22 protein-coding genes and 2 pseudogenes are annotated in these 26,109 nt (G+C 71.2%); 11 read left to right on the top strand and 13 right to left on the bottom strand.

Annotated elements, in window-relative coordinates:
* Positions 1-67 precede the first annotated feature (67 nt).
* Complete coding sequence (locus BMW88_RS24310; RefSeq protein WP_089954280.1) at positions 68-373, bottom strand: MTH1187 family thiamine-binding protein; 306 nt, start codon at positions 371-373, stop codon at positions 68-70.
* Positions 374-423: 50 nt separating this feature from the next.
* Between BMW88_RS24310 and BMW88_RS24305 the strand changes: the two genes are divergently transcribed.
* The gene (locus BMW88_RS24305) at positions 424-921 is read left to right on the top strand and encodes a MarR family winged helix-turn-helix transcriptional regulator (protein WP_089954277.1); all 498 of its coding nucleotides are present in this window, start codon (positions 424-426) and stop codon (positions 919-921) included.
* 45 nt (positions 922-966) lie between these two features.
* On the top strand, positions 967-2,022 hold the full coding sequence (locus BMW88_RS24300) for an aminoglycoside phosphotransferase family protein (protein ID WP_089954276.1): 1,056 nt from the start codon (positions 967-969) through the stop codon (positions 2,020-2,022).
* On the opposite strand, the gene BMW88_RS24295 is transcribed toward BMW88_RS24300, so the two are convergent.
* The 7 genes from BMW88_RS24295 to BMW88_RS24265 all read right to left on the bottom strand — a co-directional run bounded on the left by BMW88_RS24295 (position 1,994) and on the right by BMW88_RS24265 (position 11,438).
* On the bottom strand, positions 1,994-2,317 hold the full coding sequence (locus tag BMW88_RS24295; protein WP_089954274.1) for a DUF3817 domain-containing protein: 324 nt from the start codon (positions 2,315-2,317) through the stop codon (positions 1,994-1,996). The two genes, BMW88_RS24300 and BMW88_RS24295, sit on opposite strands and share 29 nt — an antisense overlap.
* Before the next feature lie 50 nt (positions 2,318-2,367).
* On the bottom strand, positions 2,368-3,411 hold the full coding sequence (locus BMW88_RS24290; RefSeq protein WP_089954271.1) for an ABC transporter permease: 1,044 nt from the start codon (positions 3,409-3,411) through the stop codon (positions 2,368-2,370).
* Positions 3,408-4,319 (bottom strand): ABC transporter ATP-binding protein, encoded by a 912-nt coding sequence (locus BMW88_RS24285; protein WP_089954269.1) that lies wholly within the window; start codon positions 4,317-4,319, stop codon positions 3,408-3,410. The genes BMW88_RS24290 and BMW88_RS24285 overlap by 4 nt, the downstream gene beginning before the upstream one ends.
* Before the next feature lie 79 nt (positions 4,320-4,398).
* Entirely contained in the window at positions 4,399-5,196 is a 798-nt protein-coding gene (locus BMW88_RS24280) for a hypothetical protein (RefSeq protein WP_089954265.1), read from the bottom strand.
* A 91-nt stretch (positions 5,197-5,287) separates the two neighbouring features.
* The gene (locus BMW88_RS24275; RefSeq protein ID WP_143116219.1) at positions 5,288-7,531 is read right to left on the bottom strand and encodes a helix-turn-helix transcriptional regulator; all 2,244 of its coding nucleotides are present in this window, start codon (positions 7,529-7,531) and stop codon (positions 5,288-5,290) included.
* Positions 7,532-7,559: 28 nt separating this feature from the next.
* Positions 7,560-9,767 carry a GH92 family glycosyl hydrolase gene (locus BMW88_RS24270; RefSeq protein ID WP_089954259.1) on the bottom strand — a complete coding sequence of 736 codons (2,208 nt, stop codon included), beginning with the start codon at positions 9,765-9,767 and terminating at the stop codon, positions 7,560-7,562.
* 216 nt (positions 9,768-9,983) lie between these two features.
* The gene (locus BMW88_RS24265) at positions 9,984-11,438 is read right to left on the bottom strand and encodes a glycoside hydrolase family 47 protein (protein ID WP_089954257.1); all 1,455 of its coding nucleotides are present in this window, start codon (positions 11,436-11,438) and stop codon (positions 9,984-9,986) included.
* 245 nt (positions 11,439-11,683) lie between these two features.
* On the opposite strand from BMW88_RS24265, the gene BMW88_RS24260 reads away from it, so the two are divergent.
* From BMW88_RS24260 to BMW88_RS24240, 6 genes and pseudogenes are all read left to right on the top strand, one after another.
* Positions 11,684-12,667 carry a LacI family DNA-binding transcriptional regulator gene (locus BMW88_RS24260; RefSeq protein ID WP_089954713.1) on the top strand — a complete coding sequence of 328 codons (984 nt, stop codon included), beginning with the start codon at positions 11,684-11,686 and terminating at the stop codon, positions 12,665-12,667.
* Positions 12,664-13,695, top strand: coding sequence for a class I mannose-6-phosphate isomerase (locus BMW88_RS24255; protein WP_245778019.1), 1,032 nt, complete (start codon positions 12,664-12,666; stop codon positions 13,693-13,695). Before BMW88_RS24260 ends, BMW88_RS24255 begins: the two co-directional genes overlap by 4 nt.
* A pseudogene (locus BMW88_RS41090) lies at positions 13,692-13,799 on the top strand (sugar ABC transporter ATP-binding protein); the annotation flags it as partial. The gene BMW88_RS24255 and the pseudogene BMW88_RS41090, both read left to right, overlap by 4 nt.
* Positions 13,793-14,098, top strand: a pseudogene (locus tag BMW88_RS24250) (hypothetical protein); the annotation flags it as partial. The pseudogenes BMW88_RS41090 and BMW88_RS24250, both read left to right, overlap by 7 nt.
* Before the next feature lie 142 nt (positions 14,099-14,240).
* Positions 14,241-15,776 carry an alpha/beta hydrolase gene (locus BMW88_RS24245; protein ID WP_089954249.1) on the top strand — a complete coding sequence of 512 codons (1,536 nt, stop codon included), beginning with the start codon at positions 14,241-14,243 and terminating at the stop codon, positions 15,774-15,776.
* 12 nt (positions 15,777-15,788) lie between these two features.
* Positions 15,789-17,321, top strand: coding sequence for an alpha/beta hydrolase (locus tag BMW88_RS24240; protein WP_089954247.1), 1,533 nt, complete (start codon positions 15,789-15,791; stop codon positions 17,319-17,321).
* 54 nt (positions 17,322-17,375) lie between these two features.
* Here BMW88_RS24240 and BMW88_RS24235 read toward each other — a convergent pair whose 3' ends face one another.
* From BMW88_RS24235 to BMW88_RS24215, 5 genes are all read right to left on the bottom strand, one after another.
* Complete coding sequence (locus BMW88_RS24235; protein ID WP_089954245.1) at positions 17,376-18,029, bottom strand: response regulator; 654 nt, start codon at positions 18,027-18,029, stop codon at positions 17,376-17,378.
* Positions 18,020-19,531: a sensor histidine kinase gene (locus BMW88_RS24230; RefSeq protein ID WP_143116218.1), complete on the bottom strand. Its 1,512-nt coding sequence runs from the start codon at positions 19,529-19,531 to the stop codon at positions 18,020-18,022. Before BMW88_RS24230 ends, BMW88_RS24235 begins: the two co-directional genes overlap by 10 nt.
* A gap of 312 nt (positions 19,532-19,843) precedes the next feature.
* Positions 19,844-20,452, bottom strand: coding sequence for a hypothetical protein (locus tag BMW88_RS24225; RefSeq protein WP_089954239.1), 609 nt, complete (start codon positions 20,450-20,452; stop codon positions 19,844-19,846).
* Positions 20,449-21,399: a methylmalonyl Co-A mutase-associated GTPase MeaB gene (meaB, locus tag BMW88_RS24220; RefSeq protein WP_089954236.1), complete on the bottom strand. Its 951-nt coding sequence runs from the start codon at positions 21,397-21,399 to the stop codon at positions 20,449-20,451. The genes BMW88_RS24225 and meaB overlap by 4 nt, the downstream gene beginning before the upstream one ends.
* A gap of 11 nt (positions 21,400-21,410) precedes the next feature.
* Positions 21,411-22,601, bottom strand: a complete 1,191-nt coding sequence (locus BMW88_RS24215; protein WP_089954234.1) for an acetyl-CoA C-acetyltransferase — start codon at positions 22,599-22,601, stop codon at positions 21,411-21,413.
* A gap of 124 nt (positions 22,602-22,725) precedes the next feature.
* Between BMW88_RS24215 and mce the strand changes: the two genes are divergently transcribed.
* The 3 genes from mce (at position 22,726) to BMW88_RS24200 (ending at position 26,046) form a co-directional block, all read left to right on the top strand.
* On the top strand, positions 22,726-23,166 hold the full coding sequence (gene mce, locus BMW88_RS24210) for a methylmalonyl-CoA epimerase (protein WP_089954231.1): 441 nt from the start codon (positions 22,726-22,728) through the stop codon (positions 23,164-23,166).
* 126 nt (positions 23,167-23,292) lie between these two features.
* Positions 23,293-24,606 (top strand): crotonyl-CoA carboxylase/reductase, encoded by a 1,314-nt coding sequence (gene ccrA, locus BMW88_RS24205; RefSeq protein ID WP_089954228.1) that lies wholly within the window; start codon positions 23,293-23,295, stop codon positions 24,604-24,606.
* A gap of 36 nt (positions 24,607-24,642) precedes the next feature.
* Positions 24,643-26,046 (top strand): coiled-coil domain-containing protein, encoded by a 1,404-nt coding sequence (locus tag BMW88_RS24200; protein WP_089954226.1) that lies wholly within the window; start codon positions 24,643-24,645, stop codon positions 26,044-26,046.
* Positions 26,047-26,109 lie beyond the last annotated feature (63 nt).

The following is a 26,109-nucleotide window of genomic DNA, read 5'->3' as shown; positions in this document are numbered from 1 at the left end:
TGGCGGCGCACGGGCCCACTCACCGTGGCGGCGTAAGCACGTTCGACCATCCGTGGACCCGGCCGGGTCACGGCGTGCCGGAGAGGTGCTCCTCGATCCGGCGCACCTTCGCGCTGAGCTGGCCGGTGTGACCGGGCCGGATGTCCGCCTTGAGCACGAGCGAGACCCGCGGGGCACTGGCCTGCACCGCCTCCGTCGCGCGCTTGACGACGTCCATCACCTCGTCCCACTCGCCCTCGATCATGGTGAACATCGCGTTGGTCTCGTTGGGCAGGCCGGACTCCCGCACGATCCGCACCGCCTCGGCCACCGCCTTGGCGACGCTCCCCGACGAGTCCGATGCGGACGGAGCGACGCTGAACGCGACTAGCACACGTGCCTCCTGGTGATCCACCGTTGTACTGACTGGTAGCTTCGGTGCCCATGACACCGCTGCCGTTCGATCCGATCGCCCGCGCGGCCGAACTGTGGGACGAGCGGGTGGGTTCCTCCACCTCGATGGCCGCCGTCACGAGCGTCATGCGTGTCCAGCAAATCATCCAGTCCGCCGTGGACGCAGCCCTCAAGCCGCACGGTCTCACCTTCGCCCGGTACGAGGCGCTGGTGCTGCTGTACTTCTCCCGCAAGGGCGCGCTGCCGATGCGGGTCATGGGCGAGCGCCTGCAGCTGCACCCCACGAGCGTGACCAACATCGTCGACCGGCTGGAGAGCGACGGCCTGGTCCGCCGCACCCCGCACCCGACGGACCGCCGCACCACGCTGGTGGAGATCACCGACGCCGGTCTCGCGCGCCGCGAGCAGGCGACCGCCGCGGTCGTCGAGGTCAACCTGGGGCTCAAGGGCCTGACGGACCGGCAGACCGAGCAGCTCACCGACCTGCTCGCGAAGGTCCGCCGGGCCAGCGGCGACTTCGAGGACTGAAAAAACCGCTTGGGCGCCAGGGCCGTCCTGTGGCCTCATGAGCCCATGCAGTGGGAACGGCCGGACCGGTCGATCATCGCCCTCGTCAGCTGCCCCGGCGGGTTCACCGGCCGCACCCCGGTGCTCCCGGTCGAGACACCGAACTGGAACCACGTCGAGCCGGTCAACGCGGTGCTGGAGGACCTGCTCGGCGTGCCGACGAGCGTGCTGCGCCTGCTCTCGGTGGACGGCGGCAGGGTTCCGTTCGGCGGCGTCGTCACCTACCACGTCGAAGCGCACGGCGAACCGGACCGCCCCCACCTCACCCCGGCTCCAGAACCCGCGCCGGAGGCCGAGCACCGGCTGCCGTGGGCACGGCTCGGCGGACCGGCCGAGCTCGTCCGCTGGGCGGACGGGGTGATCACCCGCACCGGGCCGGCGGTCCAGGTGCGGACGTGGAACCTCTCCAGCGTCCACCGGCTGCCCACCGCGGACGGTCCGGTGTGGCTCAAGGCCGTCCCGCCGTTCTTCGCCGACGAGGGCGCCGTGATCAGGATGGTCGCCGCGCACGATCCCACCCTGGTCCCCGAGGTGATCGCCTCCGCGCCGGGCCGGGTGCTGCTGAGCCAGGCCGAGGGCGGCAACTGCCGGCACCTGACGCCCGAGATGGTCGAACGGGTCGTGCCGCGCTGGGTGGCCGTGCAGCACGCGCTGGCGGGCGAACCGCGGCTGTCGTCGTCCGTGGTGCCGATGCCGTCGTTCGGGCTGCCGGACACGCTGACGCACGGCGACTTCCACCCCGGCAACTGGCGCACCGGCGGAGCGGTCATCGACTGGTCCGACGCCGTGTGGGGCCACCCGGCGCTCGACGCCTGCCGGGCGGTGGAGCACGGCGGTCCCGCGATCCGCGACCACTTCCGGAAGGTGTGGAGCGAGGCGTGGCTCGCGCACCGCCCGGACAGCCGCCCGCTCGAAGCGCTCGAGGTCGCCGCCCGCGCGTCACGCCTGCACAACGCGGTGAAGTACCAGGTGTTCCTGGACAACATCGAGGCCAGCGAGCGCGTCTACCACGAGGGCGACCCGCAGGCGGAGCTCAGAGCTGTTCGGGAGCTCGCTCGGTGAGCCGGCCGGTCTTCGTGGCCCAGCGCTCGAAGACCACCGTGCCGAACGGCGGGATGCTGGAGAGCAGGCCGAGCACCAGCGTGCGGACGTCCCACTTGAGCGGCTCCCTCGCCATCAGCGTCACGAGGACGAAGCCGACGAAGACGATGCCGTGGATCGGACCGAAGATCTTGACGCCGATCTCGTTCTGCACCACGACGTACTTGAAGAACATCCCGAGCAGCAGGCCCGCCCAGGAGATCGCCTCGGCGAGCGCGAAGATGCGGAACCGCCCGGCAGCGCTGGAGAACGTCATAGCTCCCCATCATGGACCGTGACCGGGAGCACAGACCTACCGGGCCTGTCCTATTCCTCCCATTTGAAGACGCGGGAGGCCAGCACCGCGACCACGAGCGTGAACCCGGTCAGGACCGACGCGGGCACCAGCAGCGCCTCGACCCCCTTGCCCCGCACCAGCACGTCGACCATGCCGTCGTTCATGTGCCGCAACGGGAAGGCCTGCGACACCGCCTGCAACCACGCGGGTGCCCGGTCGACCGGGAAGAACGTGCCGGACAGGAAGGCCATCGGCAGCACGACGATGTTCGCCGCGGCGGAGGCGGACTCCTCGGTCTTCGCGAACGCGCCGACCAGCATGCCGAGCGCGAAGAAGGCGATGGTTCCCAGGAGCAGCAACGGGATCGCGAGCCACCACTGCCCGGACAGCGTCAGCCCGAACAGCGGCAGCGCCGCGATGCCGACGAAGATCGCGCCCTGCACCAGCGCGACGCCGGCGCTGACGAGCAGCCGCGACGACAGCACCGAGGTCGCCGAGACGGGCGCGAGCCGGATGCGGCGCAGCACCTGCTTGCGCCGCCACGAGACCAGCGTCAGCGCCGACCCGAACACCGCCGACACGGCCACACCCCACGACAGGATGCCCGGCGTCAGGTACTGGATCGGCTTGAGCGCGGCGTCCTCGACCTTCTCCGCGGCGAACGCGTAGCGCGGCGGCTGGCCCGTCGCGGCGAGGTTCGCCTTGTCCACGAACCCGTTCACGATCCCGACCACCGTCGCCGCCTCGACCTGGTCGCTCTGCGCGAACCTGACCTCCAGCCGCTGACCGCGCACGATCACCGCGGCGGGCAGGTCGCCGTCCCGCACCTTGCGCACGGCGGCGTCCTCGTCGTGGTGGGGCTCCAGCTCCAGCGCGCCGCTGTCGCGCAACGCCGAGACGATCGGGCCGTCGCCGACCACCGCGACCTTGGTCCTGTCCGCTGCTCCGTCGCTCAGGACGAGACCGAAGATGACGAGGAACATCAACGGGAACAGGAAGGTGAAGAACAGCGTGGCCTTGTCCCGGACGAAGCCCTTGAACATCGCCAGCGAGAGCGTCCTGAACGCGGTCATGCGCGGTACTCCCGTCCGGTCAGGCCGAGGAACACGTCTTCGAGGGTGCCCGTGCGGACCTGCAGCCCGTCCAGCGCACCGCGCTCGGCGAGTGCGGACAGCACGGGAGCGGGGCGGCGCGTGGAGATCGTCAGCGAGACCTCGTCCTCGTGGGCTTCCTCGACACCGTCGAGCGCGGAGGCTTCGGCGACCGGCAGCACGCCCTTCTGCAGCGTCACGTGCGTCGGCGCGTCCAGGCCGCGCACCAGCACCGCCGGCGGGTCGAGGGCGAGCACCTCGCCGCGGTCCATGATGGCCACGCGGTCGCAGAGGACCTCCGCCTCGTCGAGGTGGTGCGTGGTGTAGACGATGGTCTTGCCGCGGTCCCGGATCGCCCGCAGCACGTCCCAGAGGTTGCGGCGGGCCTGCGGGTCGAGGGCCGCGGTCGGCTCGTCGAGGAAGACGACGTCCGGGTCGTGCACGAGGGCGCACGCGATCGAGAGCCGTTGCCGCTGGCCGCCGGAGAGCCTGTTCTCCCGCTCGTTCGCCTTGTCCGCGAGGCCGACCAGCTCCAGCATGTCCGCGGCCGTGCCCGCGCTGACGCCGTAGAGCGAGCCGAACGTCCGCAACTGCTCCTCGGCGGTCAGCTTCTCGAAGAACGACGACGCCTGGAGCTGAACACCGATGCGCGGCAACAACTTCACGTTGCGCGGCCAGGGGCTCTCACCGAGCAGCCGCACCTCACCGCTGTCGGGGCGGCGCAGCCCCTCGATGATCTCCAGCGTGGTGGTCTTCCCGGCGCCGTTAGGCCCCAGGATGCCGAAGAACTCGCCCTCCGCCACGGTGAACGAGACCCCGTTCACCGCTTTCAGCTCGCCGTAGCTCTTGCGGACGTCCCGCACGACGACCGCCGGCTGTTCCCCCGTCATGGCGACGACGGTAGGTCAGGGGTTGCGGGTCGGCGTCGTGGAAAGACGAAAGTCGGCGCGAAGTCGAGACGAAAGCGGGCTAACCGCGCGCGACGAGGAGCGGGCCCGCGGTGTGGACGTCGTTGAGCCGCCGCAGCGCCACCGCGAACTGCTCGAACCGGGCCCGCGGAACGGCCGCGCGCACCTCGCTGATCATCCGCCAGAGGTAGCGGTGCTCGGGGGTCTCGACGATCAGCGGCGACGGTGGCCCGTCGAGGCCGCCGTCCGAGGCGAACTCGAGCGCCACCGCCGCGGCGCGCAGGCACGTGGTCGCCAGCGTCACGCAGTCCTCGACCAGCGCCTGGTCGTCCAGGGCGCGCACGACACCGGTGACGGCGAACCGGACGGCCTGCATCAGCGCCAGGTAGAGGCGCTGGCCCGCCAGCACGCGCTCGTGGGGCAGGTGCTCGGCGCCGGGGCAGGGGATCACCACCGTCATGCCGACCCTGGGACGGCACAGCACGTGGTCGAAGAGCGCGGTCGGCGCCCAGAGCAGGGTGCGCCACGAGTCCTCGGTGAGCGAACTGCCCGCCCTGGCCGCGTTCTCCAGCACGTCGAGGTAGGCGATCAGGATGCTGGACAGCAGCACGCCACCGCGGTCGCCGCCGACCCGCACGACGCCGAGGCGCTCGTCGTGAGCGGGCGTCCCCGCCGCGTAGCCGGGCTTCCACTCGATCACGTCGCTGGTGAGCACCACCCTGGCGAGTCTTCGGTGCACGGGCGACGCCGAGAGCACCGTGTCGTCCAGCCCCATCCGGACCAGCATCGACGCGGCGTGCACCACCGACTCGCGCCGCTGCGGCACGAGGTCAGGGTGCAGCAGGCGGAACGTTCCCACGTCGCCCCCTCCGTCGGTTGTACTCACGATGAACGGTGGAGGACGAGAAGTCATCCGGATCAACCGCAGCGTTACGTCTCAGTTGGATCGGTCAGGTCGACCGGGCCCAGGCCACGAGCTGGGCGCGAGAGGAGAGGTTCAACGCCGTCTTCACGTTGTGCACGTGGGATTCCACCGTGCGGTGGGAGATGCCGAGCTTCGCCGCCACCTGGGCGTTCGTCAGCCCCCGCGCCACCAGCTCGACGACCACGCGCTGCCGGTCGCTGAGCACCGCGTCCCGCACGATCTCCTCGTCCAGCGCGGTTTCCAGCGCGTGGCGGACGTCCATCGCGCGGCCCGCGTTCAACGCCCTGGTGAAAGCCGCCCGTGGCAGGACTTCCCGCGCGTCGTCGAGCGCCGCGGTCATCTTCCGCCGCCACCACGGTTCCGCGGGAACGACCCACGCCATGCGCATCTGCTCGCAGGCGGCCAGCAGGCGCACGCCGACCTCGTGACGTCCGGACCGCATCGCGACCAGGCCGCGGCCCTCGATCGACTCCAGCATCGCGCGCGGGATGCTCTGCGACATCCGCGCGCTCTCGGCGAACCGCGCGCCGGCCGTCGCCACATCTCCCCGTTCCAAGGCGATGCAGCCGGACGTGTGCACCGCGATGGACACCACATCCGGCCGTGCGTGTCTTCGCAGCGCCGGCAACGCGCCGTCCACCAGCTCCCCCGCGCCGTCGACGTCGCCCTGGACCAGCAGCATCCAGCCGAGGTTCTGGCTCGACACGGCGACACTCACCTCGTTGCCGTTGCGCACGCCGTGCTCGATCGACCGGCGCAACGCCCACACCGTGTTCGGCATGTCACCCGCGCCGTCGTGAGCGGCCGCGAGCGTGCGGTAGAGCCGGCACATGACCAGGTGCCCGCCGCTCTCCTCCGCTGCCGCGATGGCCTCCAGCGCGTACTTCACCGCCTCGTCGAACCGTTCCTCCTGCACGGCCAGCAACGACGCGTACTCCAGCGCGATGACCCGGTAGCGGGCGTCGGCCGCCGACTGGTGCAGCACCTGCATGAGCACCGCGCCGGCCTCGATGAAGTAGCCGCGGTCGAAGCACACCCGGAGCAACATCGTGGCGAGCATCAACCGGCGCTCGTCCCCCGGCGCCACCAGACGGGCGAACGCGTACGCCACGTTGTCGTACTCCTGGTGGTGCGCCTTCACCTGCTCCGGCGCGAGGATCGACGACGTGACGCCGGGTTCGCCCTTCTCGCACAACCACGCGATGATCCGCTCGGCCGTCACCTCGTACTCGCCGTGCTCACGCAGGCGCTCCTCCGCGTAGAGGCGCACCGACTCGAGCATCCGGAACCTGCCGTCGTCCCGCACCACCAGCGACTTCGCCTGCAACGCCGCGAGCAGACCGGTCACCGGTCCGCCGTGCACGACCTGGGCGATCTCCAGACCGGCTCCGCCCGGCAGCAGGGCGAGCCGCCGGAACAGCTCCTGCTCAGGCGTCGTCAGCAGGTCGTGGCTCCACGCGACGGCGGCGCGCAGGCTCCGGTGGCGCGAGGGCTCCCCTGCGTCGCTCAGCAGGTCGAGCCGCTGGTCCAGGCGGTCCGCGAGCTCGTGCGGCGGCACGGTCCCGGACAGCTTCGCGGCCAGTTCCACCGCCAGCGGCACCCCGTCCAGCCGGGCGCAGACAGCCGCGACGGCGTCCCGGTCGACCGGCGCCCCGGCGCGTTCGGCGAAGAGGCGGACGGCGTCCTCCCCCATGCCGTGCACGGGGTAGACGACCTCGCCCACGGCCTGCAACGCCTCGCGGCTGGTCGCGAGCACCTGCACGTTCGGGCAGCGCGACAGCAGCGCGTCCACGACGTCGCAGCACTCCTCGAGCAGGTGCTCGCAGTTGTCGACGAGCAGCAGGACCCGGCGGTGGCCCAGCTCGGCCAGCAACGTCGTGCGCAGCGCGACACCCGCGCGCTGGTACACCCCGACGGCTTCCGCGAACGCCTGCACCACCTGGTCGGGCCGGCTCAGCTTGCCCAGCTCGACCGTCCGCACCTCGGTCCGCCGCGCGCGCCCGGCGAGCTCGACCGCGAGCCGCGTCTTGCCGACCCCCGCCGACCCGACGAGCGTGACCACCCGGTGCTCGCGCAGCAACGGCAGCAGCTCCGCGAGCTCGCGCTCCCTGCCGACGAACGCGTCGTCGTGCACGGGCAGCTCGGCGACCACAGTGGACGTACCGGCGGAACGCCGGCGGTAGGCGCGTTGCCGGCACGCGTTCGAGCAGTACCGCGCCCGCGACGGCCGGGGCGCGAAGACCGTGCCACAGCTCGCGCAGGGGCTCACCACACGAGCCTACGACCGTTTCGGCGTCTTAATTGGAAAGTGTGTGGAGGTCTACCTCCAATGTGGTGCCCGACCACAGCTCGGCCAGCTCGATCCGCTCCCTCGACCTCGCGAGCCAGCCGCTCCTGACCCGTTGCACCACCTGCGTCCTCGTGGTGTCCACCGCGTCGGCCTTGATGACGATGTCCTTGCCGTTCTCCAGGTGGACCACGGCCTTGCGGTACCTGGGGGCGTGGGGCACGAACTCACCGGTTCCCGGCACCGCCGGGTACATCCCGAGAGCGCTGAAGACGTACCAGGCCGACATCGTGCCGAGGTCGTCGTTGCCCGTGACCCCCGCCGGCCCGTTGACGAACAACGTCTGCGCCGCACGCACGACCACCGACGTCTTCTCCGGCCTGCCGATGAGCGCGTACATCCACGGCGCGTGCAGGTCCGGCTCGTTGTTCGGGTTGTACCTGAACTGGTTGTAGTAGTCGTACGGCCCGACAACCCACTTCTCGCGGACCGTCCTCGCCGGATCCTGGAGGAGGTCCCGGTAGGCGAAGAAGTCGTCGAGCCGCGCCTCGGCCGCCGCCTTCCCGCCGAGCGCCGTGATCAGGCCGGGCACGTCGTGCTGCGCGAGCCACTGGTACTGCCACGCCGTGCCCTCGTGGAACCCGTCCGGCCCCTGCGGCGTGAACGGGGTGAGCCACGAGCCGTCGGCGAGCTTGGGCCTCGGGAAACCGGTGAAGCCGCGGTCGGAGACGCCGGAGTCCCACAGGGCGCGGTGGTTGAGGCCGCGCTGCCGGAACCGCTGCGCGTCCTCGGTGTGGCCGAGCGCCTCGGCCATGACCGCGAGCGTGGCGTCGGCCAGCGCGTACTCCAGGGTCGCCGACGCGCCGTGGTGCGGGTCGGTGTCCTGCCCCTTCTTGGGGAAGCGCTTGTCGTACTGGACGAAGCCGTGCCGGAGGTAGCTCGGGTTGCCGGACCTGCCCTGGAACGGCGACGACTCGGGCGGCACGCCGTCGGCGTTCTGGACGAGCGCCCGGTACGCCTGCTCCTCGAAGCCCTCCAGGTGGCCGAACCGCCACAGGTCGACCAGGAACGGCGTGACCGGGTCGCCGGTCATGCAGTTGGTCTCCTGGTTCGCGTAGGCCCACCGCGGGAGCCAGCCGCCCTGCTCGTGGATGGCGAGGACCGACCTCGCGATGTCCTTGGAGCGGGTCGTGCGGATGAGCGCGAGCAACTGGTTGTGGGCCCGGTAGGTGTCCCAGAGCGAGTAGTACTCGTGGTAGGTCCAGCCGTCGGCCCGGTGGACCCGGTTGTCGAAGCCGCGGTACCTGCCGTCCACGTCGCTGCCGGTCAGCGGCTGGAGCAGCACGTGGTAGAGCGCGGTGTAGAAGACGGCGCGCTCGTCCCAGTCGTCCGTCTCGATCTCGACGCAGGCCAGCTCGGCCCGCCAGGCGTCCTGCGCCTCGTTGCGCAGGTCGTCGAACGTCTTGCCACCGGTCTCGGCTTCCAGGTTGCGCGTCGCGCCCTCTTCGTCCACATGGGACAGTGCGGTCACCGCCGTGACGGGTCCGGGGTCGAACGTGACCCAGGCGCCGCGCAGACCGGCACCGCCCGCGGACTCCCGCCGGTCCGGCCTCGCGCCCGTCGGGCCCCAGGTGCCGAAGCCGCGGATCGGCCGGTCGAACCTGGTGGTGAAGTGGGTGAGGTAGGGGCGGCCGCCGCAGAACGCCTGCGTCTCCACGGTTCCGGTGATGGTGCGGTCGTCGAGGACCCTGATCGAGCTCGCGGACACCGGTTCCCTGTCGTTGGCCTGGCCGACGTTGACGAGCAGCGTGCCGCCGACACCGCTCGGGAACGTGTACCGCTCCACCCCGGCCCTGGTCGTCGCGGTGCACTCGACGGTGATGTCCCGGTCCAGCTTGACCTTGTAGTAGCCGGGTTTGCCGATCTCGCCGTCGTGGGTGTACCTGCTGGCGTACCGCTTGTGGTCGAAGGTGGCGGGCAGCGCGGTGACCGGGAGGATGGAGACGAGGCCGCCCTGTTCCCAGCAGCCGGCACCGGACAGGAAGAAGTGGCCGAAACCGCGGATCGCCTGGTCGTCGTAGCGGTAGCCGGCGTAGTGGGAGCCGATCGGACTGGAGTGCGCCTTGCCGAACGGCATGGACGCGCCGGGGAACGTGTTGCCCTCGTCCTTCGTGCCGATGAAGGTGTTGACCGACTCGATGGGATCCAGTGCGTCCACGGGTTCACCCTAGTTGGGGATCGGGGGTGGTGCCGGGGTGAGCGAGTGGTCCGGTCGGGTGGTCCGGCGCGGACCGCGGCCGCACGGGTGGGTGGCGCCACTCCCGGCTCGGCTCCACCTTCAGGACGGGGACCGGGCCGGGGTGCCTCCGCCGCCGCTCGGCACCCCGGCCCGGGGGTCTGCTGGTGGGTGGCCGGACCAGGTCCGGCCCGACGATCAGCGACGGGCGCCGAGGAAGATGTTGCCCTCCGTCGACAGGTAGTGGCTCGTGTAGTCGAAGCGGCGGGCGTCGCCGAAGATCAGCCAGTAGTACTTGAGCTGCTCCGACCACCAGTAGCCGGGGCAGAAGTCGCCCTGCGCGCCGGTCGTCACGTCGGTGAGGATCGTGTAGCCGTGGTTGGTGCGGGAGGTCCGCTTCATCTCCCGGTAGTGGCGGTACGCGCGTTCGCGGTAGACCTCCTCGCGCGTGGCCAGCCAGAGGAAGAAGGCGCCGTCGGCGTACTCGGGGCGGAGCTGGTTGCCCACCGAGGTCGGGCGCAACGACGTGTAGTCGATGCCCTCCGGCAGCACTCCGTAGCGGTCCTGCACGGCCGTCCACGAGTCGTGGTAGGCCCGTCCGCGCGCCACGTCACCGCTTTCGGCGAGCAGTCCGCCGAAGAACGCCGCCAGCTCGCTCTGGGTCCGGGAGTCGCGCACACCCGTGAAGGCGTCGACCTGGGCGAACCACAGCCGGCCGCCGACGACGTCCGCCTGGTGGCGCAGGATCGCCCGCCGCAGGACGTCCCACCACCGCTTGAGGTCGCGGTCGCCGAACAGGTGCCAGCCGTCCCACAGGTACTCGTAGTAGGAGTCGGCTGGCGGGCCGATGGTGGCGAAGCGGTTGCGCCAGGCGCCGGTCTCGGCGTGCACGTCCCACGGCAGCAAGTCGTAGGAGGTGCGGCGGTCGAACGTCACCTGCAGGGCCTTCTTGGCCGCGTCGTAGTACTTGCGGTCGCCGGTCCACTTCGAGAGCGAGCCGAACTCCGTGATGTAGGTGCCGGTCTCGGCCAGGTTCGTCTCTGGGGACGACACCGCGCCGGTGCGCAGGTTCACGTAGCGGTACGGAATCCCGGTCGGCGACTCGGTGAAGGCGACCAGCAGGCGGTCGCCCAGGTCCCTGGCCAGTGCGAGCAACGCGGCGTCGCCGCTCACGTGGTAGGCGGAGAGCAGGCCGCCGAGCATGCGGATGTTGGTCTCGAAGACCTGGAACGGGGCGTCGACGTCGAAGGACAGGTTCGCCTTGACCCAGCGGACGCCCTCGGCGAACTCGGCGTCGAGTTCCATGAGCCACAACGTGTCCAGGGCCTCGACCACGGTGAGGCCCATCGGGTGGCCGGGGACGAAGAACTCCTCGTGCCCACCGGACACCGGTTTGATCTGGTCGTGCCCCATCGCGCGGTCCACATAGGACCGCCAGGCCCAGCGGGTCTCGGCGCGCACGTCCTCGGCCACCTGGCGCCAGCCACCCGGTGGCGGCGCGGCGGCGGTGGCGCCGCGGGAGGGAGCCGCCACGTCCGGGGAGCCCGGCGGCGGAGCGGAGGGGGAAGGTCGAGCGGCAGCGACACCGGAGACGCCGGCGAGCCCGGCGGCACCGAGGAGGCTGAGAACGCTGCGGCGTGGCAGGTCACGCATGAGCTGTGCTCCCCTCGAGCTGACAACGCTGTCCGTGACCAGATCCTTGCGGAGAGCACACGGTGGAGGTCAAGGCCACCGCCGCCACTTGTCTCGTTCCGGACACCCAGGTCCGGTTCGAGGGGCGCTTGACCGGTTACGAAATGGTTGACAAGGCCGTAAAGCCGAGGTGAGATACGGCCACTATGACAACGTTGTCCCCCAGCGGACCGGTGGCCGGTCAGCGCAAGGTCCGTCGCGCGACGATGAACGACGTCGCGCGGCTGGCGGGTGTGAGCATCAAGACCGTCTCACGCGTGGTCAACGACGAACCGGGCGTCCACCCGTCCACCGCCGAGCGCGTGCTCGCGGCCATCGACCAGCTCGGGTTCCGGCGGAACCTGAGCGCCCGCAACCTGCGCCGGGGCTCGTCCACCGGCACGATCGGGCTCGTGCTGGAGGACGTCGGCAACCCGTTCTACTCCGGGGTGACGCGCGCTGTCGAGGAAATCGCCCGTTTGCGCGGCAGGCAGGTGATCTCCGGGTCGTCGGACGAGGATCCCGGGCGTGAGCGGGAGCTCGCGCTGGAGTTCTGCAGCCGCAGGGTCGACGGCCTGCTGATCGTGCCCGCCGGGCTGCAGCACAGCTACCTGGTGCCGGAGATGCGCGCGGGCACGCCCGTGGTGTTCCTGGACCGGCCCGCGGGCGACGTCGTGGCCGACACCGTGCTGGTGGACAACATCGGCGGCACCGTCGAGGCCGTCACCCACCTCGCCTCGCACGGGCACCGCCGCATCGCGTTCCTCGGGGACGCGCCGGACATCTTCACCGCCAACGAGCGCCTGCGCGGCTACCGCGAGGGGTGCGTGCGGGCGGGCATCGGCTACCACGAGGAGCTCGTGGCGATGGGGCCGCACGACGAGAGCAGCGTGGCGACCACGTTGCAGCGGCTGCAAAGCATCCGTGAGCCCGCGACGGCGGTCGTGGCGGGCAACAACCGCATCACCGTGCACATCCTGCGCGCGCTCGCCGGCACCGCCGAACGGCCCGCGCTGGTGGGCTTCGACGACTTCGAGCTCGCCGACCTGCTGTCGCCGCCGGTGACCGTGATCGCGCACGACGCGAGCGCGCTCGGCAAGGCGGCCACGGATTTGTTGTTCGCCCGATTGGACGGCGACAACTCGCCACCGCGCCGCGTCGTGCTGCCGGTGCGTTTGGTGCCACGAGGATCCGGGGAGGTCCACGCGTGAGTTCTGGTGTGCTCCACCAGCCTGTCAACCTGCCGGCCAACCAGCCGAAGCAGTTCTACCGCGGCGGCGAGGCGATCGCCGCGTTGCGAGGTGGCACGAGCGGCGACTTCGGCCCTGAGGACTGGGTGGCGTCGACGACGACGCTCTACGGTCGCAGCGACGCCGGGTTGACCACGTTGCCGAACGGCGTCCTGCTGCGGGAGGCCGTCGAGGCGGACCCCGCGGGGTGGCTCGGCCCCGAGCACGTGGCGAAGTTCGGCGCCGACACGGCGTTGCTCGTCAAGCTGCTCGACGCGGGCCAGCGCCTGCCGGTGCACTGCCACCCGTCGAACGCCTTCGCGTCCTCGCACCTGAACTGCCGCCACGGCAAGACGGAGGCGTGGATCGTGGTCGGCACGACCGGCCAGAACCCGACCGTCTACATCGGATTCCGCGACGACGTGCCAGCGCGGACCGTCGCGGACTGGGTCGCCAACCAGGACACCGAGGCGATGTTGCAGGCGCTGAACCCCGTCTGCGTCCGGCCGGGCGACACGGTCTTCGTCCCCGCCGGAGTGCCGCACGCGATCGGCGAAGGCGTGTTCATCGTCGAGTTGCAGCAGCCCACGGACTTCTCGGTGACGTTGGAGTGGCAGGGTTTCCTCGCCAACGCCGACATCGGCCACCTCGGCCTCGGCTACGACGTCGCGCTGGACTGCGTGGACCGGCACGGCTGGGGCGGCCGGCTCGACCGGCTCGTGCGGCAGACGTCCGAGAAGTGGGCGCCGTCGGTCGACCTGCTCGGCGACGACGCCAACCCGTTCTTCCAGGCCGACCGCCTGCACGTCGAGGGCTCCTTCGCGCTGGAGCCGTCGTTCTCCGTGCTCGTGGTGCTGGAGGGGTCCGGCCAGCTCGGCGCGCTGGAGGTCCGCAAGGGCAGCACCGTCGTCGTGCCGCACGCGGCGGGCGAGCTGGGGCTGACCGGTGACCTGGTGGCGATCCGCTGCCGTCCGCCCGTCCTGTCCGCCGTGGAGGACGTCTCGCCGTGAGCGAGCCGCTGCTCGAGGCGCGGGGGCTGGTCGAGCACTACGGCACCGTGGAAGCTCTCCGCGGTGCCTCGTTCACCGCGTACCCCGGCGAGGTCGTGTCGCTGGGGTGTTCGCGACTGACCTGAACACCGGTGGGGGCGCGGCGACCGGCCTGCGCAACGCGGGCAGGACGGACGCGGTGAACCTGGTTGGCTTCGACGCCTCGCCGAAGCAGGTGCAGGGCGTGGAGCAGGCCCTGGCCGCGATCGAGGGCAGGGAGACCGAGCGCGACATCGAGACTGACCTGATCACGATCACCAAGGACGACGCGCAGGCCGGCTCGAAGTACTCCTACAAGCAGTCCTGCGCACCCGCGCACCAGGGCCGTCCCTCACCCGAGGGGCGGCCCTGGTGCGTTGCATGACGAACGTCATCGGGTTTTGAGCGGTCGGCGTAAGACCAGAGTTGTAGGCGGTTGCCACCCAACGGCCGATGTTCCGGCACCCCGTGTCGCGATGAGGTGGGGTCGCCGGCCGGGTTAGGCCGGCGGAAGGGGGATCACCGACATGCACCGCAGGAAAGCGGCGGCCGCACTGGCCGTCGTCGCCTCGACGAGCCTGCTGGTCGTTCCGCAGGCTCACGCCCAGTCGTCGTTCACCACGCAGGACATCGCGTGGCAGCAGTGCGTCCCGTCGCCGCCGCCCGGAGCACCGCCGGGCGTGGAACGGCTGGAGTGCGGCAGCTTCACCGCGCCGATGGACTGGAACAACCAGGGCAACGGCAAGACGATCACCATCGCGGTCAGCCGGCTGCGGCCCGCGACCGGCACGGCCAAGAGCACCGTCTTCACCAACCCCGGCGGGCCGGGCGGTCCCGGCCGCACGATGCCGCTGCTCTACCTCGAACGGCCGAAGCTCAGCGAGAACGCCGAGATCATCGGCATCGACGTGCGCGGTACCGGCGCGAGCAGCAACGTCACGTGCGGCGGCTTCACCGCCGACGGGCAGGCCGACCCGCGCGACCGCAGCAAGGCCAACCTCGACCTGCTCTACGGCGCGATGGAGCTGCAGGCCAAGTTCTGCCAGGCCAAGTCGGGCGAGTTCGGCCGGTACGTCACCACCGAGCAGACCGTGAAGGACCTCGACCTGCTGCGCCAGCTGCTCGGCAAGCAGAAGGTGAGCTGGCTCGGCTACTCCGGCGGTAGCTGGATGGGCGCCTACTACGCCACCTACTTCCCGAAGACGCTCGACAAGATCGTGCTGGACTCCAACGCCGAGTTCACCGCGCCGTGGCAGACCCACTTCGACGACTGGGGCATGGCCTTCGAACGCCGGTTCCGCGTCGACTTCCTGCCGTGGGTGGCGAAGTACGACAGCGTCTACCACCTCGGCAAGACCGGTGAAGAGGTTCGCCAGTCCTACGAACGCACTCGGGCGAAGCTGAACGAACAACCCGTGACGCGGCCGGAGGGCGTGTACAACGGTCCGGCGCTCGACCTCCTCCTGCGGACGGCCCTGTACAGCAAGGACTCCTTCGCGGGCGCGGCGCAGACGTTCGCGGAGCTCGCCGGCGCGGTACCCGCGCAGATGTCCGCGCTGGCGAGCTACCCGGACGCCCAGACCGGCACCGGCTACTCGATCCTCTGCAACGACACCCCGTTCAGGGGCGGCCGGAGGTACCTGGAGCGCGACGGCACCCGCGACGGCGCCAAGTGGCCGCTCGTCGGCTACACGCAGATCACCGGCATCTGCGCGTTCTGGGACCGGCCGAACGTGAACCTGAAGCAGCCCACCGGGATCGGCATCGCGCCGACGCTGATGGTGCAGTCGGTGCGCGACCCGGCGACCTCGCTCGAAGCAGCGAGGCAGGCGCACCGGAACTTCAAGAACTCGGTGCTGCTCACCGTCGAGGACGAGGGCGACCACGGCATCTACGGGTTCGGCAACGCCTGCGTCAACGACGTCGTCGAGCGCTACCTCGTCGACGGCATCACGCCCACCAAGGACCTGACGTGCCCGGGAGTTCCGCTCCCCGCGCCCGGTGAGACCGCGGGCAACCCGCTCACGAAGGCTAACCGGATCGCCACCCAGCTCGGCTGGTAGGAGGGAGAAAGCATGCACCGCAAGAAGATCGCGGCGGCGCTGGCCGTCGCGACGGCGACCTCACTGCTCGTCGCACCGCAGGCGCAGGCCGGCACGTTCGCCCGGCAGGAGATCCGGTGGCAGAGGTGCTTCGACCCGGTCCCGCCCGGCTTCCCGCCCGGCGCCGAGCGCCTGGAGTGCGGCACTTTCACCGCACCCATGGACTGGAACGACCCGGGCAACGGCAAGACCATCACCATTGCCGTCAGCCGCACGGTTCCCCGCGGCGGTGAGGCGAAGACCGCCGTCTTCACCAACCCCGGCGGTCCCGGCGGCGCGGGCCGCACGATGCCGCTGCTCTACCTCGAACGGCCGAAGCTCAGCGAGAACGCCGAGATCTACGGCATCGACGTGCGGGGAACGGGGGCGAGCAACAACGTCACCTGCGGCGGGTTCGACACGCTCGGCGCGACGGACCCGCGCGACCGCAGCAGGGCGAACCTGGACCTGATCCACCGCGGCATGGAGCTGCAGGCCCAGTTCTGCCAGACCAAGTCCGGCGAGTTCGGCCGGTACGTCACGACCGAGCAGACCGTGAAGGACCTCGACCTGCTGCGGCAGGTGCTGGGGCACAAGAAGGTCGACTGGCTCGGCTACTCCGGTGGTAGCTGGATGGGCGCCTACTACGCCACCTACTTCCCGAAGACGCTCGACAAGATCGTGCTCGACTCCAACGTCGACTTCACCGCGCCGTGGCAGACGGTGTTCGGCGACTTCGGCATGGGGTTCGAGCGGCGCTTCCGCGTCGACTTCCTGCCGTGGGTGGCGAAGCACGACAGCGTCTACCACCTCGGCAAGACGGCGGAGGAGGTGCGGCAGACCTACGAGCGGACGCGGGCCAGGCTCGGCGAGCAGCCCGTCACGCTGCCGGAAGGCACGTACTACCCGCCCGTCCTGGACCTCACGCTGGCCCAGGGCCTCTACAGCAAGTACTCGTTCGACGCCGCCGCGCGGAAGCTGGCCGAGCTGGCAGGTGCGGTGCCCGCGCAGCTCGGCGCACAGGCGAGCTACCCCGACGCGACGACCGCCACGCAGCTCTCCATCCTCTGCAACGACACGCCGTTCCGCGGTGGCCGCCGGTACCTGGAACGCGACGCGGCGCAGGACGGCGCCAAGTGGCCGCTGGTGGGCTACTACCAGGTGATGGGCCCCTGCGCCCACTGGGACCGCCCAAACGTCAACCTCAAGCGCCCCAACGGAATCGGCGTGGCTCCGACGCTGATGGTGCAGTCCGAGCGGGACGCGCCGACACCGATCGAGGGCGCCCGCAAGGCGCACGCCGGGTTCGCGGGCTCGCGGATGCTGACGGTGCAGGACGAGGGTGACCACGGCATCTACGGCTTCGACAACGCCTGCGTCAACGACGTCGTCGAGCGCTACCTCGTCGACCGCGTGACGCCGCCGGGCGACCTGTCCTGCCCCGGCGTTCCGCTGCCGGAACCGGGTCAGCGGCAGGCCGGTCCGCTGGAGCGGGCCAGGGAGCTGGCGGCTCGGCTCGGCTGGTGAGCCGGTAGCACGAGCGGGGGTACCGGCCGGAACGACGGCCGGTACCCCTTCCGCTCAGCAGGTGCCGGGGTGGGCGCGCCTGCGCCGGGCCGCGTAGACGCCCGCCTCGGTGCGGCGGTCGAACCCGAGCTTGTGCAGGAGCGAGGACACGTAGTTCTTCACGGTCTTCTCGGCGAGGAAGAGCCGGTTGGCGATCTGCCGGTTGGTCATGCCCTCGGCGATGAGGTCGAGGATCCGGCGTTCCCGCGGGCTCAGCGCGGCGTAGCGCGGATCTTCCTCGGCCCCGCCCCTGAGCCGTCGCAGAACGGACGCCGTGACGCCGGCGTGCAGCAGCGACCCGCCGTCGGCGAGCGTGCGGACCGCGGCGAGGAGGTCGTTGCCGGAGACCTCCTTGAGCATGTACCCGGACGCGCCCGCCATGATCGCGCCGAACAGCGCCTCGTCGTCCGAGTAGGACGTGAGCATCAGGCACGCCGGCGGCGGCTGCACCAGGCTCCTGATCTCCCGGCACACCGTGACGCCATCGCCGTCGGGCAACCGGACGTCGATGATCGCCACGTCGGGCCTGAGCCGCGGCGCCTGCGCGACCGCCGCCGTCGCGCTGTCCGCCTGCCCCACGACCGTGATGTCGTTCGCCTGCGCCAGCAACTGCACCAGCCCGCGCCGCACGATCTCGTGGTCGTCCACCAAGAGCACCGCTATCGCCATGTCACCTCCTGCAGCTCCAGCGGGACGAACCAGGTGACGCGCACCCCCGCGCCGGGTACCGAGTCCACCGCGCAGTCCCCGTGGTGGCGCCGCGCCCGAGCCGCCATGTTGGCGAGCCCGCCCGCGCGGTGGGGGCCGCCGCCGGGATCGTCAGCCAACGGCAAGCCCCGGCCGTCGTCGGTGACGGTGAGCTCCAGGCGGGTCATCGTGCGGTTGACGCTGACGACGACCGCGACGTGCCTCGCCCTGGCGTGCCGCACGACGTTCGCGAGCGCCTCCCTCAGCGTGGCCAGCAGGTCCGGCCGCAGCGGGTCCGGCACGACGCTGTCCAGCGGCCCCTCCAGCGACACGTCCGGCTCGAACCCGAGCATCCGCGCGGACTCGTGCACGGCGTTGAGCAGCTGGCCGCGCAGGCTCGTGCTCCCGGCCGGCGGTTCCTGCAGCGAGAAGATGCTGCGGCGGATCTCGCGGATCGTGCGGTCGACCTCCTCCACGAACTCGCTGATCCGCCCGGTGAGCCGGTGCCCGGCACCGGAGCCGGTCAGCCCCTGCAAGCCCAGGCCGAGCCCGAACAACCGCTGGATCACCAGGTCGTGCAGGTCCCGCGCGATCCGGTCCCGCTCCTCCAGCACCGCGAGCCGCTCGGTGTCGGCCCGCGCCCGCGTGAACTCGAGGACGAGCGCGGCCTGCGCGGCGAAGGCCTCGACCGGCTCGGGATCGTCGAAGCCGGGCTCCCCCCTCGGCTTGGCCACGACCAGCACGCCGATCGTCCGGTCACCCACTCTGAGCGGAACGACGACGCACGGCCCCGGAACCGCCGGCACCGTGCCCTCCGCCAGGCACTCGGACCGCCCCGACTCGTAGACCCGGTAGCTGGCCGTGCCCTCCCTGTGCACGCGCATGCCCTCGGCGTCGAAGGCCCCGCCGTCGGTCACCTCGACGACGAGGTCGCCGTTGTGGTCCGGCAGCACGAGCGCGGCGGACTCGGCCCTGGCCGTCCTGCGCGCCGTCGTCGCGACGAGGTAGAGCGCGTCCCGGCCGGCAGTGCCCATCAGCAGGTCCTTGGTGACCTCGGCGGCGGCGCGCAACCACACCTCACGCCGGCGCGCCCGCTCGTACCGGCACAGGTGCTCGATGGCCGAGCCCGCCGCCGTGGCCAGCGCGGTGACGACGGCGCGGTCCTGGTCGCTGAACTCGGCCTTGCCGGACAGGAAGAGGGTGCCGAAGGCCTCGCCGCCGACCTCGACGGGCGCACCGAGGAAGTCCGCCGCGCCGATCGAGCGCGGATCGCCCTCGGTGACGTGGACCTGTCCGTCCTGCCGAGCGGTGAACTCGGTCAGCTCGCGGTGCCCGTTGATCACGGCGAGCGCGCCGTGGGGAGCTCCGACCAGCTCGCACGCGGACTCGACGACGTGACGGAGGAGATCGGGGAGGGTGTCGTCTTCGGCGAAGGACAGCACCACGTCCAGCACCCGTTGTTGCGTGCTCGCACTGCCGCCCACGGCTTCACCCCTTTGCGGGAGAGAAGTGACACCGCATCAACGACTGAGCGTAACTCCGATGGGTGGTGACCGGGGAGCCCGTCACTGCGAGCGGTGAGAACAGGGGCTACTCAGCCTAGAGGCGGATCTCGTCCGCTGGCTGACGGCACGCTCGGGATATGTCACCGCCGAGGGTCCGTAGGAAACGCGGGGCCCCTGCGTTCCCCTTAGCGGAACGCAGGGGCCCCGCGTTCCCAGCGTTTGGCAGTGCAGTGGCACCTCGGTGGCAGGCTTGCGCGCGGTGCCCGTCCCCGAGTGCGATGTCCGGCGGCCTCAGTGCAGCCCGACCGTGAACCCCTCGTCGATCACCCCGCGGTAGATCTGCGGCGCGAACGTCCGCAGCCCGTGGTCGATCGGCCCGATCATCGGTGCCGAGTCGCCGAGCGGCAGCCGGTAGCCGTTCTGCACGCGGTGGAACTCCCACAGCGGTTCCATCGTGGGGTGCGCGGGCCGGAACGACCGCGGGTCGCGCGGGTGCAGGTCGACGCGGACCAGCGTGCGCGGGACCAGGGCGTCGGCGAGCTGCACGGCGCGTTCCCTGGTGCGGGAGATGGAGATCGCGCCCAGCTCGTGCCAGCCGACGGCCCACGGCATGCCCTGCGGGTCGTCCAGGCGGATGCCCTGCTGTTCGATGACGAGCTTGCGCGGGCGCGAGACCGTCTTCCACTTCACCACGGCCATCACGCCGATGCCGGTGAAGGCGAGGCCGATGACGGCCGCGATGCTGCCGCCGACGGGCTCGCCGTCGATGAACGCCGTCACGGCGCCGACCAGGGCGAGTACGCCCAGCGCGCCGGCGACCGAGCCGCCGATCAGGACTTTGCGGGCGTCGCTCTTGCCGAGGTCGACGATGACAGGTGGAGGTGCACCCCAAGCGGTCATTGCCGCAGGTTACCGCTGATCAGCAGCTCCGCGGCCGCGAACGGGTCCAGCTCACCGCCGACGACGAGCTCGGCGAGGTGGCCCGCCGGGCCCAGGCGGGTGCGCACGCGTTCGACGGCGATGGCCTCGATCTCGGCGCTCGCGCGGCGCAGCCGGCGTTCGGCGAGCTCCCCGTGCGCCGCCATCCACGACCGGTGCTCGGCGATCGCCGTCACCACGCGGTCCAGGCCCTCCGCGCTGGCCGCCACGGTCTTGACGACGGGCGGGCGCCACGACGGGCCGGAGCGGTCGCGGCGGCCCAGGGAGACCATGTACTTGAGGTCGCGCGCGGTCTGGTCGGCGCCCTCGCGGTCGGCCTTGTTGACCACGAACACGTCCGCGATCTCCAGGATGCCCGCCTTGGCCGCCTGGATGCCGTCGCCCATGCCCGGTGCCAGCAGCACGAGCGTCGTGTCGGCGAGGGCCACGACCTCCACCTCTGACTGGCCGACGCCGACCGTCTCCACGAGGACCACGTCGAAACCGGCGGCGTCGAGCACGCGCAACGCCTGCGGGGTGGCCCAGGACAGCCCGCCCAGGTGTCCGCGGGTGGCCATCGAGCGGATGAAGACGCCGGGGTCGGTCGCGTGGTCGCCCATCCGCACGCGGTCACCGAGGAGCGCGCCGCCGGAGAACGGGCTGGACGGGTCGACGGCGATCACCGCGACCCGCTTGCCCTGCTCGCGGTAGGCCCGCACCAGGGCGTTGGTGGAGGTCGACTTGCCGACGCCGGGGGCGCCGGTCACCCCGACGACCTGGGCGTTGCCCGTGTGGGGAGCCAGGGCCGCCGCCACCAGCGGTAGCTGCGCACTCCCCTGCTCCACCAGGGAGATCAGCCTGGCGACCGCGCGCGGTTCGCCGTCACGCGCGCGGCCGACCAGTCCTGCTACGTCACCAGCGTTCGCCACGCCAGAAGACACTAGGCCTTCGAAGGCACGCGGATGATCAGAGCGTCGCCCTGACCACCGCCACCGCACAGCGCCGCGGCGCCCACGCCACCGCCGCGCCGCTGCAGCTCCAGAGCGAGGTGCAGGGCGATGCGGGCGCCGGACATGCCGATCGGGTGGCCGAGTGCGATGGCTCCACCGTTGACGTTGACCTTGTCCTCGGGAATCCCGAGCTCACGGGTCGACACGATGCCGACCGCCGCGAACGCCTCGTTGATCTCGACCAGGTCGAGGTCGGCGGGCTCGATGCCCTCCTTGGCGCAGGCGGCCTTGATGGCGTTGGAAGGCTGCTCGTGCAGCGAGGCGTCGGGGCCGGCGACGACGCCGTGCGCGCCGATCTCCGCGATCCACTCCAGGCCCAGCTCCTCGGCCTTGGCCTTGCTCATCACGACCACGGCGGCCGCGCCGTCGGAGATCTGCGACGCCGAGCCCGCGGTGATGGTGCCGTCCGCGGCGAAGGCCGGGCGCAGCTTCGCGAGGCTCTCGGCCGTCGTGTCGCCGCGGACGCCCTCGTCCGTGCTGAACAGGACCGGGTCGCCCTTGCGCTGCGGGATCTCCACCGGCGCGATCTCGGCGTCGAACACGCCGTTGCCGGCGGCCTTCGCCGCGAGCTGGTGCGACCGGGCGGAGAACGCGTCCTGCTCCTCGCGCGTGATGCCGTAGCGCTCGTTGTGCTTCTCGGTCGAGACGCCCATCGCCACCTGGTCGAACGCGCAGAACAGGCCGTCGTGCGCCATGTGGTCCTGCATCGTCACGTCGCCGTACTTGAACCCGCCGCGCGACTTGGGCAGCAGGTGCGGCGCCTGGGTCATCGACTCCTGTCCGCCCGCCACCACGACGTCGAACTCACCGGCGCGGATCAGCTGGTCGGCCAGCGCGATGGCGTCGATGCCGGACAGGCACACCTTGTTGATGGTCAGCGCCGGCACGCTCATCGGGATGCCCGCGGCGACCGCGGCCTGGCGCGCCGGGATCTGGCCCGCGCCCGCGGTGAGGACCTGCCCCATGATCACGTACTGCACCTGCTCGGGAGCCACGCCCGCGCGTTCCAGTGCCGCCTTGATCGCGACGCCACCGAGCTGGGCGCCGGAGAAGTCCTTGAGCGATCCGAGCAGTCGGCCCATCGGGGTGCGAGCCCCGGCGACGATGACGGAACCGGACACAGCTGCCTCCATTGGAAGAGCGAACGGTCGTTAACTAGGCACCATACCTGGGGTTACCGGGCGGTAATCGTGTGAGACCCCGCACAGGGACACCTGCACCGATCAGGTAGTTACCCTGCCCGCTATGAACGCAGAACTCGCTCGATTCGTGACCGCGGTCGACCACGTGGGCATCGCCGTGCCCGACCTCGACACGGCCATCGCGTTCTACCGCGACAACTTCGGTCTCGAGGTGGCGCACGAAGAGGTGAACGAGGAGCAGGGCGTGCGCGAGGCCATGCTGCACGCGCCCGGCGACCACGGCGGCACCGCGATCCAGCTGCTGGCACCGCTGACCGAGGACTCCACGATCGCCAAGTTCATCGGCCGCTCCGGCCCCGGCCTGCAGCAGCTCGCCTACCGGGTGTCCGATGTGGACGTCGCGGCGGACGCGCTGCGGGCCAAGGGCCTGCGCCTGCTCTACGACCGGGCGCGGCGCGGCACGTCGGACAGCCGAGTGAACTTCGTGCACCCCAAGGACGCCGGCGGCGTGCTCATCGAGCTGGTCGAGCCGGCCGCGCACTAGGCCCGAGTGGCGGACAGCCCCTCCGCGAATCGGGGTGGCATCCCTCACAGGCGCGATTCTGGATCGTTTACCCATGAGTAACCTCCGGCCACCTGCGACTATCCCTCACCGGGAAGGAATGCCGCCGTGCAGAAGATCCTTGATGCGATCCTGGCCGACGAGCTCGACGCGATCGGTTCCTTGGAAGTTCCGGAGAGCTATCGGGGCGTGACGGTGCACGCGGACGAGGCCGACATGTTCGCGGGCCTCGAGACGCGCGACAAGGACCCGCGCAAGTCGCTGCACGTCGACGAGGTCGCCACGCCGGAGCTGGGGCCGGGCGAGGCGCTGGTCGCCGTGATGGCCTCCGCGATCAACTACAACACCGTGTGGACCTCGATCTTCGAGCCCGTGTCCACGTTCGGCTTCCTCCGCAAGCTGGGCGGCCGCCACGACCTGCCGTACCACGTCGTGGGATCCGACCTCGCGGGTGTCGTCGTGCGCGTCGGTCCCGGCGTCACGGCGTGGAAGCCGGGTGACCGCGTCGTCGCGCACTGCCTGGACGTGCCGCTGGAGGCGCCGGACGGCCACAACGACACCATGCTCGACCCGCAGCAGCGGATCTGGGGCTTCGAGACGAACTTCGGCGGGCTCGCGGACCTGGCGCTGGTGAAGTCGAACCAGCTGATGCCGATGCCCAAGCACCTCACGTGGGAAGAGGCCGCCTCGCCCGGCCTGGTGAACTCCACCGCGTACCGCCAGCTCGTGTCGACCAACGGCGCGAACATGAAGCAGGGCGACACGGTCCTGATCTGGGGCGCGTCCGGCGGCCTCGGCTCCTACGCCACGCAGTTCGCGCTCAACGGCGGCGCGACGCCGATCTGCGTCGTCTCCTCGCCGGAGAAGGCGGAGATCGTCCGGTCGATGGGCGCCGAGCTGATCATCGACCGCTCCGCCGAGGGCTACAAGTTCTGGAAGAACGAGCACGAGCAGGACCCGCGCGAGTGGAAGCGGTTCGGCGCGAAGATCCGCGAGCTGACCGGCGGTGAGGACCCGGACATCGTGTTCGAGCACCCCGGCCGGGAGACCTTCGGCGCGTCGGTGTTCGTGGCGCGCAAGGGCGGCAAGATCGTCACCTGCGCGTCGACCTCCGGGTACATGCACCAGTACGACAACCGCTACCTGTGGATGAACCTCAAGCACATCCTGTCCTCGCACTTCGCGAACTACCGCGAGGCGTGGGAGGCGAACCGCTTGATCGCCAAGGGAAAGATCCACCCGACGGTGTCCAAGGTGTACTCAATGGACGAAACGGGCCAGGCCGCGCACGACGTGCACCGCAACGTGCACCAGGGCAAGGTCGGCGTGCTGTGCCTTGCCCCGGAAGAGGGTCTTGGTGTGCTGGATCACGAACTGCGCGCCAAGCACCTCACAGCTATCAATCGATTCCGGGGTGTGTGACCTTCCGGGGTGACCCGAACGGGTAGCGTGAGGGGCATGGGCCCCCTCGCCGACGACCGTGACCTCGTCCCTCTGGGATCCGGCTTCGACATCGTCAAGCGCGGTTACGACCGCGCCCAGGTCGAGGACCATCTCGAACGCCTCGACTCGGACCTGCGGCTGCTGGCCGCGGACCGCGATGCCGCCGTCTCCCAGACGTCCGACCTGGCTCGCCAGCTGGAAGCCGCGCGCTCGGAGATGAGCGAGCTGCGCAACCAGGTGGAGCGCCTGTCGCTGCCGCCGACGACGCTGGAGGGGCTCTCCGAGCGCCTCCAGCGCATGCTGCGGCTGGCGCAGGACGAGGCCAACGAGATCAAAGCCCGTGCCGAGGCGGAGGGCGGGCACATCCGCGCCAAGGCGGAAGCCGACGCGGGTGTGCTGCGCCAGCGCTACGAGAAGCTCATCGCCGAGCTCGACGAGCGCCGCGCCGCCATGGAGGCCGAGCACAAGGGCGTCCTGGAGACGGCCCGAAACGAGGCCGAGAAGATCGTGTCCGAGGCGGAGGCGGCCGCCCGCAAGATCGCCGAGGAGTCCGAGCAGCGCCGGGTGACCGTCGAGGAGGACTTCGAGATCGCGATGGCCGCCCGCCGCGCGGAGGCGATGGCGACCCTCGCGACCCAGGAGGCCACCTCCAAGGGCGAGGCGGACCGCCGCGTGCGCGAGGCGGCCGAGGAGGCCGCGCGCGTCCGCGCCGCGATCGCCCAGGAGCAGACGACGTCGAAGGCCGAGGCCGAACGCCGCGTGCGCGAGGCCACCGAAGAGGCCAACCGCCGCCGCCACGACTCGATCACCGAGGCCACCGCCCGCATCCAGGAGGCGACGGAGGAGTCGAACCGCCGCGTGCGCGAGGCCACCGAGGAGGCCAACCGCCGCACGGCCGCCGCCACGCAGCGCGTCGAGCAGCTCCGCACCCTGCGCAACCGCCTCTCGCACCAGCTGCACAACGTGCGGACCGCGTTGCAGGAGGTCGTGCCGCTGCTCGACCCGATCGAGGAGGAGAAGCCCCCGGCTCCCGCCTCGGCTCCCGCGCCCGCTTCAGCCGAGGGCGGCGCACCGGCGCCGGCTCAGCCCGCGCAGCCCGGGCAGGCCGCTCGGGCCCAGGCGGCTCCGGCGCCCAAGCCCTCGCAGACCCAGCCCGCCGCGGCGGCCAAGAGCCCGGCCGCCCCGCAGAGCACTCCGGCCCAGCCCGCCCAGGCCCAGCCCGCGCAGCCTCAGCCCGCCCAGGCCCAGCCCACTCCGGCCCAACCCGTCGGGGCGCAGGCCAAGACCGCGGCACCGAACAAGCCCGCCGCGGCCCAGACCGCTCCCGCTCAGCCCGCCGCACCGGCCAAGCCCGCCGCGGCCTCCCCGGTCGACGGCCCCACGGCCAAGATCACGCGGCCGCAGCCGGCCAAGAAGTGACCTCGTAGCTCACCGGCATCGGCACCGCGCGGCAGAAGTCCCGGTCCGCGCGGTGCTCGTCCG

The organism is Lentzea xinjiangensis, assembly GCF_900110955.1.
Classification (GTDB): Bacteria; Actinomycetota; Actinomycetes; order Mycobacteriales; family Pseudonocardiaceae; genus Lentzea; species Lentzea xinjiangensis.
Note: the sequence above shows the minus strand (reverse complement) of the source record. Positions and strands in the feature narration are given on the sequence as shown.

Bases quoted from the DNA above. Each gene is read 5' to 3' on its own strand.
- BMW88_RS24305 (WP_089954277.1), top strand. From the start codon at position 424: ATGACACCGCTGCCGTTCGATCCGATCGCCCGCGCGGCCGAACTGTGG.
- BMW88_RS24300 (WP_089954276.1), top strand. From the start codon at position 967: ATGCAGTGGGAACGGCCGGACCGGTCGATCATCGCCCTCGTCAGCTGC.
- BMW88_RS24295 (WP_089954274.1), bottom strand. From the start codon at position 2,317: ATGACGTTCTCCAGCGCTGCCGGGCGGTTCCGCATCTTCGCGCTCGCC.
- BMW88_RS24290 (WP_089954271.1), bottom strand. From the start codon at position 3,411: ATGACCGCGTTCAGGACGCTCTCGCTGGCGATGTTCAAGGGCTTCGTC.
- BMW88_RS24285 (WP_089954269.1), bottom strand. From the start codon at position 4,319: ATGACGGGGGAACAGCCGGCGGTCGTCGTGCGGGACGTCCGCAAGAGC.
- BMW88_RS24265 (WP_089954257.1), bottom strand. From the start codon at position 11,438: ATGCGTGACCTGCCACGCCGCAGCGTTCTCAGCCTCCTCGGTGCCGCC.
- BMW88_RS24260 (WP_089954713.1), top strand. From the start codon at position 11,684: ATGAACGACGTCGCGCGGCTGGCGGGTGTGAGCATCAAGACCGTCTCA.
- BMW88_RS24245 (WP_089954249.1), top strand. From the start codon at position 14,241: ATGCACCGCAGGAAAGCGGCGGCCGCACTGGCCGTCGTCGCCTCGACG.
- BMW88_RS24240 (WP_089954247.1), top strand. From the start codon at position 15,789: ATGCACCGCAAGAAGATCGCGGCGGCGCTGGCCGTCGCGACGGCGACC.
- BMW88_RS24235 (WP_089954245.1), bottom strand. From the start codon at position 18,029: ATGGCGATAGCGGTGCTCTTGGTGGACGACCACGAGATCGTGCGGCGC.
- BMW88_RS24225 (WP_089954239.1), bottom strand. From the start codon at position 20,452: ATGACCGCTTGGGGTGCACCTCCACCTGTCATCGTCGACCTCGGCAAG.
- mce (WP_089954231.1), top strand. From the start codon at position 22,726: ATGAACGCAGAACTCGCTCGATTCGTGACCGCGGTCGACCACGTGGGC.
- BMW88_RS24200 (WP_089954226.1), top strand. From the start codon at position 24,643: ATGGGCCCCCTCGCCGACGACCGTGACCTCGTCCCTCTGGGATCCGGC.